A 15,072-nucleotide genomic window follows, 5' to 3' on the forward strand; every position below is an offset into this window, starting at 1 on the left:
ATTAATTATTTGACACCTAATTTTAATGAATTTATTGCATTTGGTTTTCTTGTATGCAGTCTATAATCCCCATAAAAATTTTTCCATGAATTTCTGCCATTATCTATAAAATGGCTTTTATCAAACAAGAATGGTTTCCCATTTTCTAACACGCATGCTAATGTATATCCCATATCCAAGACAATTTTTGATAATTTGATTTCTCCTTTTTTAATTAATTCTAATTTATAATCAATGCCTTTTCCAGGAAAACCATTATTAAAATCAACTACTTCCTTTAGAACTTGGGTTGTGGTTAACAAAAAAAAACTTTGTAAATGCGGGTTAAAGTTATTTTTAATTAAACTTTGATACATTTTTGAATTAAAAGAAATTCCCATCATTCCTATTGATGAATTTTCTTTAAAAAATGAAATATAATCATCTATAAAGTTAACTTGATATTTATTCACAGAGCTATTTGTTAAAATAACGTATTGATTCTCCTCACTCTTGATTTTATTGAAAAACGCTTCATATCCTGAGAAATCCATACCCTCATTGGGAACTTCTATCATCTCAACATTATTTATTTTGCTTTTAAATAAATTCAATTCTGAAATTGTAATAGATAAATTCAAATCATATTGTCCAGAATAATTTTGAAATCTTTCCAATTGGTAATCTAAACCACATTCAAATTCTGGAATGTTTTTAATTTTCTTCAGCCTTTTCCCCTCATAACCACCCCATTCATGAATACATACAGACACCTTATTTTGATTAACTGATTTTCTTTTTTTAGTTAAAACTTCTTTATTTTCAATATTTCCAAAATGCCATTTCAAAAAATTATTCATATATGAAATTGGACTTAATATAATCTCAAACAGTAGATCAAGATAAAATCTATTTTTATGTGATAGTTTCATTATAAATTATTGGCAATTATTTTAAATAACTATTGTAAAATGTTTTAATAAAAATTATTTTTCGAGTCCTTGCTATTAATATTCCCATTCTTAAAAAAACAATTATAAAAAATTGCAAATGTTCATATAGATTATTTCGTTCGCAATTCTTTATTCCATCACAAAAATAGTCAAAGCGTACATTAAGCTTATTGGCATCTGTCTCTGAATTAGAAAAGTCTTGAATACAAGAAGTATCAACTACTTTAAATTCTTTATTATATTTCGCAAATTTTCTAATAAATTCAATATCACTAAAATCTAATTTAACATTTTTATTGTAGCCACCAGCTTCCAAAAATGAAGAAATTCTCACTAATATTCCACTATTTACAGGAGAAAAATTTTTCAGGGAGTATCTTACAGGAGATACCTTTTTTAAAACTACACCTCTCTTAAAAACTTTCTTGAAAGGCGAAAATATTGTTCCGTCTTCAATTTTAATTATTGGTGTAAATAAATTGACATCCTTACAAAGGTTAATATTCTTTAAATATTCAAATATAGCTCCATTTTCAAACAAAGTATCTTGATCTAGTAATAAAGCCCATTCTTTATTATGAATATTCGCAAATTTAACCCCCTCATTGTAGGCACCACTTACTCCAATATTTTCTCCATTCCAAAAATGATTTACAATATTAAATCCTTTCATTTTAAAGTCTTCTTGCTTATTAGCACTATTATCGTAAATGAAAAGGTCTAATTCAAGTCCCAATATTTCTAAATCTTCACCTAATGACTTTAATGTTTCTGATCTGTATAATTCCTTATTATAAATAACAATTATTGCTATAAAGTTATCTAGCATTTTATCCATGAATTTCTGCGTGTTTATTTAATCTTTCTTCACCTGTACTTCGTAAATCAAAAAGTTGATAAATCAAATAATTTTGATACGGATGATACGCAATAGTAGTTGGCAAATTAAGAATGTATGGTTTACATGAGAAAAAAGCAAAAACTACAACATAAGTAAAAACCATTATCCGGTCAATTCTCGTATAAAATAAATATACCAGGCTTGGCAGAATAATCAAATTTGAAATTGTAAAATATAATCGTAATCTATCTGCCATTTCAATAAATTCATACATACAAAAAAATGTAAAAATTTGAAATATGTAAATATTAAAGAAAATATTAAAAAAATTATTCTTTTTTTCTAATTCTTTTCTATAATTAATCAATAATGCAAAAGTGATAATAAAAAACAATACGTTAATAATAGTATTTGCATTTAAGACTCTTTCCAAATTGGCACTATTGTAATTTGAGTATATCACTAGACGGGCAGCAATACTAAAGTCACCTATTAAAGGTACAATTTTCGTAATTATTAAGCCTAGCCATGAGATTTTTAAAAAGAAAATAAGTAGCGAAATACAGAAAAAGACTATCAAAGATATTGATGACAGCCTTCTTCTAAAAACAAAGTATAATGGTAGTAATAAATATGCACTCCAGTGAAATGAAGCTGCAAAAAATATACAAGCAAGATATTTTAAGAAATTTCTTTCGCACACGAATTTTATTGAATAAAAAAACACTGCCAATGCAAAGCCTTGCCGGAGACCACTCATATCAAGAATGAAAAACAGTAACGAAAAATGCAGCAACAACGATGTTGATTTTCCCTGGGAAAAAAAGACGATACTTTTATATAGAAAAAAATATCCAACTAGTGATATTAAAAAGAAAACTGTTTGTATAGATCCATTAAAATATTTTATTATAGAAATAAATAAACAATATCCATAATCTGGCGACGAAAAAATTAAAATTCTTCCATATGCATCTGTTATTTCTTCTATGCTTGGTGTAGATTCAAACATTGCAGTATAAATACGCCAATCTACACCAGTTTCATATCTTAATCCTGCAATAAACAAAAAAAGAAACGCTATAATTTTTGGAAATATTCTAGTCATCTTTCCCTGTAAATTTATAACTTCAAGAACAGAAAAAATAACGATTAATAAAAAAACAAACAAATAAAACATCTATTTTTTTTTATTCAATTTTGTCCAATGTGTACTTGTTGTAGCATTTCTTATGTAAAAGTTTTCTTCAAAAGATAAATTTAAAGAATCCACATACCATGGCATATGATATGCTTGATAAGGATATGCAGAACGATACATTAATGCTCCTTTACCTGCTTCCATAAAAGGTCTGTATAAAGCAAAAGTTGTATCAATAAATCCCTTAAAAAATTTATCTTCTACTTTATTTTCATAAAATTGTTGTTCCCATTCTATTACTTCCTTTTTCTTAGCGAAAGAATCAGGGAGATCATCTATTTTTAAAGAGAACCCAACTTTTTGTACTGCAGGATATTTCTTTAACGTCTGCCAAAAAAAATGCATAAAATCAGCAGGGCAATCTTCAATAGGAACGACATCAGCATCCGTATAAACATAATAGTCTTTAATAAATTTTTTATGTATATCTGTTTCCCACATCGCTAAATGTCCAACATTCTTTCCCAACATAAATATCTCATATTTGCATGTTTTATAGTATTCTAGTAATGGCGGATAGGTCGAGTCATTATCAATTATAAATATATTAGTGTACCCTCTTTTTTCAAGTGCGTTTATTAATTGAGTCAGATATTCAAATCTATTTCTGTTGTTGATTATTATAGGAATCTGAAATGAGTTTTTAATTTTTGAAGGATAGATAAGGGATAATGTTAACCTTCTAATTGTCCTAAAAAAATACACTAATGGCCTTAGAATGACCTTTATTCGTTCTGTAAAATTATTCATAAATTAGAATTTATAGTTTAAAATTAATTTACCATTTCTTAAAAAAATTAGCACTTTTATTTTACTACTTTTTGTAACGCTTTAAGATAATCCATTCCATATTTTAAATCTGGTTCCATATAATTGCCCTCAGCCCATTCATTCCATGATTTTAGAAAAATTATTTTTTTATCCTCTGACTTCGCAGTAACCAATTTTAAAGCATCCGAAACATGCTTCTCAAATAATTCGGGAGTTGAATTATGAAAAACAACCCCTTCTCTTCCGCTTCTAGGTGAATGATCCCAATTTGGCAAAATAGTTGGAAAAATATTTTCTTGCAATTCCTCTTTTCCTAGAAAATATTTAGTCATTTTCTTATAATGATAAACAAGTGGCATCCTCAAAATATGTTTTTTCATTTTATCGGACACTTTCCTGCTGAAAGATCTATTAGAATGTACATATGAAAAAATCCTATTTAGATTTACTGCATCTATTTTATATTTGAGAATTTCAGGTATCTCTTCTACAAATGAAGTATGAGCAACAAAATAGATACCTGCGAGTCCATTTTCAAGCGCCAATTTTTGCCATAAATTAATAAACTGATTTAAATCTGGATGTGAAAGGGGTTTGTAAATCATGAATATGGGTTTTCTATCAACAGTCAAATACCGCTTATCTTTAAATGCTGGCAAAACTTCATAAAAGTGAGCTTCATAATCTTCAATGCCTGGATATAATTGCTCTATTAAAACATTTCTATTTGTCATTCCGTGTGCGAAACCTTTCCAAGTCTCATTAGCCCATGCTAAGCAAAAAGGAAAATCTGGTTCGCCTAAATTGACAACCTCATTAAAAGGCCTTTCTATTAATCTTTTACCATGACCGAACCAGTAATGCCAATAACAAAATCCTTCGATGCCATATTCTTTTGCCATTTCTGCTTGAGCCTCCCTAGTTTCTGGAACTCTCAAATCGTAATATCCTAAATCTGCTGGAACTCTTGGTTGATAATGACCTTTAAAAAGAGATTTTGCTTTACCGACATTTCTCCATTCAGTGAAACCTTTTCCCCACCAATCATCATTTTCAGGAATTGGATGAAATTGTGGCAAATAAAATGCTATTACCCTTGCTTTTGCTTTCATTATTTATTATAAACTTTAGTACTCATTTATTTTATTTATTTTAACCTATGATACATAAAAGATATTTTGTAAAATTCGGGAAATTCTTCTAAAATATCGAAAATCATAAAATATATAGGAAAAAAAGACAACTGTTTTTAATCTAAAAATTCTAAATGCAGAAAAATACTGACTACAGAAATTCACATAATCTTTAGTTTTACTTTTATCAAGAAGAATGCGATTAAAATAAAAAATGACAAAGCCCCAAAATTCAATTCGGTATTCTTTATGATTTGGAAAAGTATTATAAATAGTTTTAACTACTTTATCGATCAAGTATTTAGCGGAATTATATTTTTTGTCCTCTGCCAAATTTGAAGAAATAGAATTTTCATTATGGGATGCTCTAATAAAATAATCGTAATCTGTAATTTTATCAAACTCACAAAGTAAACCTTTTGATAAAGTTGTAAAATTAAAATCTATATCTTGCAAGACATTCAGGTTTTCATCCCATTGAATTTTATTTTCTATTAAACTCAATCTTCTGTAAATATTTGTATAAACCACAAAAGGGTATAAACCTTTTAAAAAATTCAAAAAAGAATCCCTAGGTTCTGATATAAGTTCATATGAATAGTCTGCTTTACAAAACTCTTGATTTTCTAAATCACTTACACTATGAAAACTTCTTGCCCTAAACACTCCAAAATCTATTTTTAAATTAGAATTCATAAACTTTATCCTATTCTCTAAACATGTGGAAGAAATCAAGTCATCAGAATCAAAAAACATAATAAACTCTCCATTGGCATTTTCTAGACCGATATTACGACATGTCGGTGCCCCCTTAGGTAATCTATCTCGTTTAATTACCCTAATTTTATTATTTAAATGAGAGTAATTCATCATCATTTGTATCACATCTTCATTTGAACCGTCATCTACTAAAATAAGCTCCCAATTTTTCATTGTTTGAGATAAAACACATTCAATCATTTCAGAGACAAGAGCCTTACTGTTAAAAACGGGAATAACTAAAGAAATCATATAATATTGTTTTTATGAAAAAAAAATCCAAACATACGTGTATGAAAGGTCATACTGACAATCCCATAATTATTATTGTATTTTAAGTACTTCTTTTATTTTTTTATTATCCCTAAGTTTCATCATCGGAATTTCAAAATACTTGTATAGTAATATGGAGAGGAGAATCAAAGCTATCCAGAAAAATAATAACTTATAAAACATTAAAAAAGTTAGATTAGTTGTTACTAAATACCATGGTATTATACTGCCAATTATAAGTTTTAAAATAATTGTGTAATTCAGCAAATACATTGAGTAGGATATTAAGCTTATATAAGTAACTATATAAAAAATCTTTCCTTCTTTCAGATGAAAGGTATACAGATATGGTAAAACTAAAAATGTTGCGACAGAATTTACACTAAAGTATAAAACAGCAATATAAAATCCATTTATCGAAGGAATATAAATATTGCTAAAAGTAAACAAGAATAGTCCAATAATAAATTTAAATTTTTTGTATAATAGAAATATATGATTATAATAATAATTTAAATATGCAGCAAATACACCATACATAAGAGCATCCATCCTCATAAAAACACGTTTTTTGAAGATTTCACCAAATTGTTCATGATTCATAATCTCCATACTCATGAATGTCCACATTCTCAAAAAAGTAATGCTAAGTAATACTAATATGCATGTTATTAATACTGCCATTTTATTTGAGATTCTCAAGAATACTAATCCGAAAATTAATACTGGTGTAATTATATAAAACCATTCTTCAATACTCAAACTCCATGCTTCTGGAAAAAAAACAGGATGTGATTGAAACAGATTTTGCGAAAAAAAATAGTATTTTATATACATATTGAAATCAAAATTTTCAACTTTCAATATTGAATACAGTACAATTAAAAAAGTTAATACTAAAAAATAAGCAGGTAATGTTCTAAACCATCTTCTAACCCAAAAATCCATTAATATTTTAGAATTAAACCCTTTATTTTCAATAGTTTTAATCAGAATACCACCTATCAAAAATCCACTTAATACAAAAAAAATTCCAACTCCATCAACTACAAATAAATCAAATATTTTTCTTGTTTTTTCTGGAAGCAATATATTTGCATGACCGATTACTACAGATAGAATAGCTACAGTTCGTAAAAGATCAAGTCCAAAAATTCTGTTTGGGCTAATTTCAATATTAAATACATTTTTAAATTTCTTCAACATTCTTTATCTTTAATTCTAATTTAAAATTTATCCTTTTTAAGTTCAATCATCTTTTCAATTTCTACAAAAAATTCTTCGTTGGCCTTAATTACTATTTTACTTAAAATTATATCTCTATTTTTTTCAAAAGGCCTAATATCTAAATTATCTAATTGATCTAATTTGTTAGTTTTTAAAAAATGTAATCCCCAATCTTCAAAAGTTTTTATCATTGGATTTTCTTCATCTAAAACAACAATTTTTTTTGTGCAGAAAGCTGCAAACAAATTCCCTGCCGCTTGCTGCCTAATGTGATTCATCCAAACGATTCCACAGCTATTAAGTACATCTTGATATTCATGAAGTGGCATAAAATCTAAAAGAGGAATAAAATTCTTATTGAACATTTGATACCCTTTTTTCTCTATTGCCCTAATATAAGTATTGCTCCCACTATAAGACAAAGGACAAATTATTTCACCGGAAAATTTTTTTTTATGTAAAAGCTCAAGAGCTTCAATATGATTATTAGAATGATTTCCAGAATTGCCTAACAGAACTCGATTTTTATTTATTGGTGTTTCCAATATTTTGTCAAGCCCCATAAGTTCATTTGAATAATATGAGAAATACAGCCTTTTTATCTTTTGATTAATAATTTTGGCTAAATCATAATCTCTATCAACCCATGTTGCACAATAATCCATTTTTTTAATAATGGACCTATTTAATCTATTATTTTCACTTAAATAATAGTTTAAAATATAGTCTTTCCAAAATCTTAATTTTCCAAATAATGTATGAGGATATAATAATTTGCCCGAATTAATTTTTGTATATCTTGAAGAAGGCAGTGCGCCATATCCTTCATGCCCCCAAAATAGCCAAACTTTAACAATGTTTTCAGGAATTTCATTAATAAATTCCAAATGGAGATCTATAAAGCTATGAAATATTACGACTGAAACATTTTCAAAAAATTTTGATAGTTTTAGATAACTTTGTTGTGAATTACTGATTTTTACCAAATTAGGGTTTTTGGATTTGATAAAATTAAGTTCTTCTTTATCCGAAAATACGACATAAGAGGATTTTTCAGGACATAATTTTTCAGAAATATCAATGTAATAGTCTAAAAATTTATCATCTGGCATTACATTAACAATCGCTTTAAATTCCATATATTTTTTCTTTTAAAAAAATAGCACCGTACAATCTAAAGAATAGCGCTAAACCTATATATATAGCAATCCCCGCAAATAAAACGATGCTAAATACTAAGAACATGTTATATTCTATTAAGGATTTTTTCACAAGAAAACTTATAAATAGAAGACCACTAGTAATTATAAATTCCTTATAGAACCCTTTAAAAATTTGATAAGTTTTTTGGTGTAGTATTCTTGCCAGAAAAAAGGATTCTATAAAAAATGCTAAACAACTTGTCAGAGTGTATCCAAAAATGACCCCCATAATACCGTTGTAATATAGACCGATCACAATTCCTAAAATCATAACAGGTTTCGTAATTAATCCAACTCTAAATTGTAAATATGTTTGTCCTTGAGAAGAAAAAATACTTCCACAATATACACCTATAGACTGAATTGCTCCTAAAAAGCATAAGTTTTTTAATATAGGAATTGTACCTATCCATTTTTCGCCATATAGAAGTAAAATGATTTCATCTCCAAATAAGTAAAGCATTCCCATCAATGGAAAAGTAAAAAAAGCTGTTATACTTATAATCTTTGAATAACTTTCCCAAACTTTCTGCTTGTCATTTTTAATAATTGATAATGAAGGAAACATTACTCGAGTTATGGCTCCAGAAATTTGACGAACTGGTAGTAGCATCAAATTATAGGCTCGTGAATAATATCCTAGCACTTGGTCACCGAGCATTTTCCCAATTAACAAATTATCTATATTTCTTACCCAATAGTTAATTGTGTTTTCTCCTAACAAAGGCATGCTAAACTTTAAAAAAGGTTTGATTAAAGGCCACGAAAACTGCATTCTGGGCCTCCATTTAATCATTCTAAAAGATATGACTACTTCTAATATTGTTGAAACTAATGTTTGTATAATTAAAGCCCAAACACCGTATTTTAAATAAGCAAAGAATATAGCAATCGAACCTGATAAAACTATATTAATAATGTTTTTAATGAAAAAACTTTTAAAATCTAAGTGCTTATGGATTAGCCCATCAGGTACAAGTCCAAATGCACTTAGAAAAAAGATTAATCCCATAATCTGCATGAGAGGAATCAATTTTGGATCTTTATAAAAATTTCCAGCAAAATAAGCTCCAAAAAAAATAATTAAAGCAATGATTAAAGCCAATAAGTTATTAAACCAAAACACCGAGTCAATTTCTAACTGTGTGGGCTCATCTTTGTGAATTAAAGCTGCACTTAGCCCAAAATCTCTAAAAATAGTAAGAAAGCCAACCGATACAGTTACAATTGCAAACAATCCAAATTCGCTGGGATCAATTAATCTTGCTAAAAATATGGAAATCCCTAAAGATATTATTACTTTGAAAACTTGATCAATGATAGACCATTTTATTCCTTTTTCAGTTCTCTTTTTTAAATCACTATGCATTCTCGAGTATTATTTTACAAATTGCATCAATATTCGAATTTTCAAGTTCATAAAACATTGGTAACCTAAGTAAACAATCTGTAAAATTATCAGACTTTTCTAAGATTCGTCCATCATGTTTTTCAATATAATAGGGGCTTGAATGCAGAGAAATATAATGAAAAACTGCATAAAAACCGTTTAACTTTAATTTTTCAATTAATCTATTTCTGTCTTCAATACTTTTCGTTGTAATATAAAACATATGCCCATTATTAGTGGCATAATCTGGTACGGTAGGAAGGGCAAAATTACTGGGAGGTTCTTGATTTAAATTTTCAAAATATCTATTCCATAATTCTTTTCTTTTATTTTGAATTTGCTCAATATTTTCAATTTGAGCCCAAAGAAAAGCAGCTATAATTTCTGAAGGCAAGAAAGAGGATCCAGTATCCACCCAGCCATATTTATTGACCTCTCCTCTAAAAAATTCAGCTCTATTAGTTCCTTTTTCCCAAATTATTTCGGCTCTGCTAATAAATCTATCATCATTAATAGTTAACATACCTCCTTCTCCAGATATAATGTTTTTTGTTTCGTGGAAAGAAAAGGCTGCAAGATGCCCAATAGATCCTAAAGCCCTTTTAACACCGTTTTTGCCAATGTAAAAACTATCAATTGCCTGAGCTGCGTCTTCAATTACAAACAAATTATATTTAGCAGACAATTCCATAATCATATCCATATCACATGCTACACCTGCATAATGAACCGGAACAATTGCTTTAGTTTTGTCAGTTATTAAGGCTTCTATTTTATCTGTATCAAAATTTGGATTATCACTATATGAATCTGCAAATACAATTTTCGCTCCTTGTCTAACGAAAGCAATTGCTGTAGAAACAAAAGTAAAACTAGGCACAATAACTTCATCTCCTTCCTTAATATTTATTAAAATAGCAGCCATTTCTAGTGCATCAGTACAAGAGGTGGTCAAAAGACATTTTTTAAAACCATAATTAGATTCAAAAAAGGTTTGACATTTTTGTGTATATTTTCCGTTACCTGAAATTTTTCCTGAATTTACTGCATCATAAATGTAATGCGTCTCTTTTCCTGTTAAATAAGGTTTGTTAAAGGGTATCATAATGTTTTGTATTTATTATCTTTTATATTTATAAATATAGATTCAAAGTATTTATATGAAAAATGGCTCATTAAAATAGTAAGTGAAAAGACAAAAAAATAAACAGAAAAGTTATAAAAAAATGAATTCGTACTAAAAGGAAAATATTTATTAACAAATGGAAATACCAAAAACATTACAAAAGGATGAAACATATATATACCATAAGAAATTTTACCTATGTAAGATAATTTCCTACTCCTAAGCACAAAATTATTTTTATCATTAATTGTGATTAATATTAAGCATAAGAAAAGTACACTTAAAATAATACTTTGAAAATAGGTCATAAAAAAAGGAATAAACATTAATCCTAAAATTAATGATAGTAATAAAAAATAAACATATTTACTTTTAGTAAAAACAACAATTATATCGTTATGATGTAAATACAAATAACCACCAATTGCACCTATAGTCATGTATTCGAATGGTACTAGCGAAATAATTCGATAAACATACAATAAAACAACTGCAAGATTATTAACGACATAATCGAGTTTGAAAAATATATTTGAAGAAATAAAAAAGGTTAATAACAGCAAAAAGAAATATAGCGTTTTTCTTTTTGTAAATAAAAATATTAATAACGGCCATAAAATATAAAATTGCTCCTCTACACCTACTGACCAAGCTTGAGAACACCCAACCAGTATAATCTGAAAATAACTTAATGCTACATTTGGTAAAAAGAAGATGTACAATAAAATACTTTTCAAAGAATAATTTTCTTGGTTAGAAATTAAACCAAAAAAGCTTGGAGTATTTTCAAATATTTCAAAAGTATAAGCTAAAAATGGAATTATAATAAAACCAATAATTAGAATTATATAATATAAAGGCCATATCCTATATATTCTTCTTAAGTAAAACTTCTTAAACAATATTGTTTGAGATTTTTCTTTTTCAATGAGCAGAAGATATGTAATCAAAAAGCCACTCAAAACAAAAAATAAGTATACCCCATTTTTACCTAGCCTTTCAATAAAATACGAAAAATAAATCGATTTTAACAAACTACTTATTTGATCACTATTTTTAAATAATTCTATGTGATGAAAAATTACTGCAAGAGCAGCAAAAGCTCTAAGTTCGTTTAAACCTTTGAAAAATATTTTTTTATTTTCCATATATACTACCTAATTAATCTGTGAGGGTTACCAACATATAAACCCGCTTCATTGATACTTTTTATGACCACTGTTCCCCCTCCTATCTTTGTTTCGGATACAATATGAATATTATCAATAACTGTAGAATTAATTCCTAGTATACACATTTCTTCAACATTTATAAATCCAGCCAATGCTACTCGAGGAGAAAGAAAACAATGCTTGCCAACTATTGTATCATGAGAAACTGTACATCCAATGTTAAGTATTGTATTGTTGCTAATAATTGCACTCGCATCAATAATGCAGCTTGGATAAATTACACATCCATCCCTGACAGTGGCTGTTTTATCTATCCAAGAGGAACTGTGCACTATCTTACCAAATGGAATAACATTTTCAAACTTTTCGAACAATGCCTTTCTAATTGATAAATGCTTATAACCTATTCCAATTATTAATTCATCAAAAATATTCATAGAAAATGCGTCTACAATGGCATTTGAATTTCCTACAATGGAATATCCATTTATACTGATTTCATTATTATAGTCGTCAAAAAAGACAACTTTTTGGTAATGCCCGTCTGAAATTGCATAATGAGCGATTTGTTGTCCCAAGTCTCCTGAACCAATTATAGCAAGTATCTTCATTTAAATAAATTGTAAAATATTACTCAAATCTTCTATTTTATTACTCGATTTTTGATAAAAATTGTCTCTGTCAATTAACAGGCATTGCATTCCTAACAATGTAGCTGGCTCAATATCTAATTTCAAAGAATCACCAATGTACAATACTTCATTTGCATTATGTCCAATTCTTTCTAATGCCTTGTCGTAAAACTCAAGCTGAGGTTTTGCAATCCCTAAATCCTCAGAAACTAAAATATCTTTAAAAATTGGTCCAAAAAAATGATTTAATTTTTCATTAAGGCTATTATTAAAATTTGATATTATGCCCATTGGTAAATTAATTTGAGATAATATAGATGTATCTTCAAATTTTTCCCAAGGTAGATAAGTACAATTTTTAAAAATGCTATCTAGAATTTCTTCTGAAGGAATTATTCCCAACAACCGTAAAAGCTCAGAATTAAAATGATCATAAAATTTTTTATCTGTTCTATCTGGAAAATGTATAACTTCTGATAATAATTTATGTTTTAGTTTTATTTCATTTGAGGAATTAAAAAAGCCAAAAGTATTTAATGATTCTTGAATTTTTTGAAATAAAGTTGGCTTTCCCAAAATAGTTCCTGAAACATCAAAAAAAATATATTTAATCATTATTAGTATAGAATATGTTTTGATAAGTTATTATTTAGTTCTTTTTCATCTGTTGCATTAGGATAGACAACATCTAATAGGATACGTGTTGCAATACCCTTAATTGGTTTTGAAATATCAGGTTTTTCATTAAAAAGATATTCTTGTATTGTGTATTTAACATCCTGAAAGCCTAAATTGTGACGGATCGAATTAGTTCCTGAAATTCTACAATTAACTTCAAAAGGAATAATCTCGTTAGTATTGCTTACTATTGACTGTATATTAAAGCTACCTCTTAAGCCTCCTAAGTCAATCATCTTTTTAATAATTATTTTCAATTCTTCATCATATTCAAACGTCACCATAGATTTAGATGTAGTACCATTGGTTAATTCTCTTTCCATAGTAAATATTGAATGCAAAATATTCTCTTTAGTAACATACACAGCTGTAGTAATTTCTTTGCCCTTTACTAATGATTGAATCATATATCCATCCGGCAGTCCTGCAGGATTTTCTGGATTAATCAAAATACCTCTAGATCCTCTTCCCTCTCTGGGTTTTGCAATAATTTCTTTCTCTGAAAAATCGTAATCCAGAGGTAGCCATGATTTCGCAAAAGGAATATTGTTTTTGCTGTGATATAAAAAAGTTTTGTATTTATCTAAATATAATTTTGTTTTTTCCGAATCACTGGCTGCTACAACAGCATCTATAATTGACTGATTTAATGATAAATAATAAACTTCAAAATCCGTCGAAGGAATAATCAAATCAATTGATTCTAATTTGACTATTTTTTGAATTACCGAAATATAATTTTCTTCATAAGAATAAGGCACTCTATATGTTTTATCACATAAATAGTTACCCGAAGTAAAGTCCGCAATATCAACTCCGATGATAGTTAATTCTGGAAATGAATCACGAATATTACGTAATATACCTTGTCCAACATTACCGCCAATTCCTGTAACTAAGATTTTCCTTCTTTCCATTTAATATATTTTTGTAATTCTAATTCAATATTTTTTTCAGCTTTACAACCAAGTAAATTAGTTGTTAAACTATTATTATACTGCATAGAATTAGAATTATCATTATTCGTAAAATTAATTTCTGCTTTTGTAAAATTTGAGATTATTTGTGCTATTTGCAAATTTGAATAATGCTTTTTAGAAACTCCTAAAATTAATTTACCAAATAACTTTTTTTGATTGTCTATAATTAAATTAATGTAATTAGCAACATCACTTACGTGGATATAATTTTGAATTCTTTGACCTTTCCCCCAAATTTCAATTTTCTTATTTTGAATAGATTGATTGATATAGTTGGGAATCAAAGTATTTTCTTTCATACCGATTCCATACATTGATGATATTCGCAAAATAATTGATCTTTTATTATCAGAAACTACCCTTTCTCCCCATAATTTTGACAATGCATAACTAGATTGCGGATTAATTGCTGAGTTTTCATCAATGACGGTTAAATTTTTATCGTATATTGAAACGGTGGATATATATATTATAGTACTATTTCTAAATTTTGTTACAATCTTTTCTGTTAGGGAAACATTCACATCAAACAAATCGTCGTTCATAAGAATTGTGTCACCAGAAGCAACTGCTGCATGACAAATAATTATAAAATCAAAATGTAAATTTAATTTATCTAAGTCAGCAGAATTAAATACAGGTATATTTCGAAAAATTTCATCTTTTGTACCCAATCCAAAAATTTCATGAATGCCCAAGCTGTCTATCAGATTTCTACCTAAAAAACCTTTAATTCCTGTTACAAGTATTTTCAA

The 15,072-nt window shown here is 27.7% G+C and carries 15 protein-coding genes; all 15 read right to left on the minus strand.

Going from position 1 to position 15,072, the window contains the following annotated elements; all coding sequences use genetic code 11:
• Nucleotides 1-5: 5 nt before the first annotated feature.
• The 15 genes from BSF42_RS06705 to BSF42_RS06775 all read right to left on the minus strand — a co-directional run bounded on the left by BSF42_RS06705 (nt 6) and on the right by BSF42_RS06775 (nt 15,072).
• The gene (locus tag BSF42_RS06705; protein WP_141248435.1) at nt 6-911 is read right to left on the minus strand and encodes a hypothetical protein; all 906 of its coding nucleotides are present in this window, start codon (nt 909-911) and stop codon (nt 6-8) included.
• Between the two features lie 16 nt (nt 912-927).
• Nucleotides 928-1,770: a glycosyltransferase gene (locus tag BSF42_RS06710; RefSeq protein ID WP_095952330.1), complete on the minus strand. Its 843-nt coding sequence runs from the start codon at nt 1,768-1,770 to the stop codon at nt 928-930.
• Nucleotides 1,763-2,881 (minus strand): EpsG family protein, encoded by a 1,119-nt coding sequence (locus BSF42_RS06715; protein ID WP_172426649.1) that lies wholly within the window; start codon nt 2,879-2,881, stop codon nt 1,763-1,765. The genes BSF42_RS06710 and BSF42_RS06715 overlap by 8 nt, the downstream gene beginning before the upstream one ends.
• 72 nt (nt 2,882-2,953) lie before the next feature.
• A complete protein-coding gene (locus tag BSF42_RS06720) occupies nt 2,954-3,724 on the minus strand; it encodes a glycosyltransferase family 2 protein (RefSeq protein WP_253251001.1) in 771 nt (256 codons plus the stop codon).
• A 56-nt stretch (nt 3,725-3,780) separates the two neighbouring features.
• Complete coding sequence (locus BSF42_RS06725) at nt 3,781-4,857, minus strand: glycoside hydrolase family 99-like domain-containing protein (RefSeq protein ID WP_095952332.1); 1,077 nt, start codon at nt 4,855-4,857, stop codon at nt 3,781-3,783.
• A gap of 45 nt (nt 4,858-4,902) precedes the next feature.
• Nucleotides 4,903-5,889 carry a glycosyltransferase family A protein gene (locus BSF42_RS06730; protein WP_095952333.1) on the minus strand — a complete coding sequence of 329 codons (987 nt, stop codon included), beginning with the start codon at nt 5,887-5,889 and terminating at the stop codon, nt 4,903-4,905.
• A 72-nt stretch (nt 5,890-5,961) separates the two neighbouring features.
• On the minus strand, nt 5,962-7,116 hold the full coding sequence (locus BSF42_RS06735; protein ID WP_095952334.1) for an acyltransferase: 1,155 nt from the start codon (nt 7,114-7,116) through the stop codon (nt 5,962-5,964).
• Nucleotides 7,117-7,136: 20 nt separating this feature from the next.
• A complete protein-coding gene (locus BSF42_RS06740; protein WP_095952335.1) occupies nt 7,137-8,276 on the minus strand; it encodes a TDP-N-acetylfucosamine:lipid II N-acetylfucosaminyltransferase in 1,140 nt (379 codons plus the stop codon).
• Entirely contained in the window at nt 8,266-9,708 is a 1,443-nt protein-coding gene (locus tag BSF42_RS06745; protein WP_095952336.1) for an MOP flippase family protein, read from the minus strand. The genes BSF42_RS06740 and BSF42_RS06745 overlap by 11 nt, the downstream gene beginning before the upstream one ends.
• Entirely contained in the window at nt 9,701-10,834 is a 1,134-nt protein-coding gene (rffA, locus tag BSF42_RS06750; protein ID WP_095952337.1) for a dTDP-4-amino-4,6-dideoxygalactose transaminase, read from the minus strand. Before rffA ends, BSF42_RS06745 begins: the two co-directional genes overlap by 8 nt.
• Nucleotides 10,831-12,003, minus strand: a complete 1,173-nt coding sequence (locus tag BSF42_RS06755) for an acyltransferase (RefSeq protein ID WP_095952338.1) — start codon at nt 12,001-12,003, stop codon at nt 10,831-10,833. The genes rffA and BSF42_RS06755 overlap by 4 nt, the downstream gene beginning before the upstream one ends.
• Before the next feature lie 5 nt (nt 12,004-12,008).
• Nucleotides 12,009-12,638 carry an acetyltransferase gene (locus BSF42_RS06760; protein WP_095952339.1) on the minus strand — a complete coding sequence of 210 codons (630 nt, stop codon included), beginning with the start codon at nt 12,636-12,638 and terminating at the stop codon, nt 12,009-12,011.
• A complete protein-coding gene (locus BSF42_RS06765) occupies nt 12,639-13,274 on the minus strand; it encodes an HAD family hydrolase (RefSeq protein ID WP_095952340.1) in 636 nt (211 codons plus the stop codon).
• Nucleotides 13,275-13,276: 2 nt separating this feature from the next.
• Complete coding sequence (locus tag BSF42_RS06770; RefSeq protein WP_095952341.1) at nt 13,277-14,254, minus strand: ATP-grasp domain-containing protein; 978 nt, start codon at nt 14,252-14,254, stop codon at nt 13,277-13,279.
• Nucleotides 14,233-15,072 carry an NAD(P)-dependent oxidoreductase gene (locus BSF42_RS06775; RefSeq protein WP_172426650.1) on the minus strand — a complete coding sequence of 280 codons (840 nt, stop codon included), beginning with the start codon at nt 15,070-15,072 and terminating at the stop codon, nt 14,233-14,235. Before BSF42_RS06775 ends, BSF42_RS06770 begins: the two co-directional genes overlap by 22 nt.

Source organism: Flavobacterium sp. ACN6 (genome assembly GCF_002304005.1).
In the GTDB taxonomy this organism is placed as follows: domain Bacteria; phylum Bacteroidota; class Bacteroidia; order Flavobacteriales; family Flavobacteriaceae; genus Flavobacterium.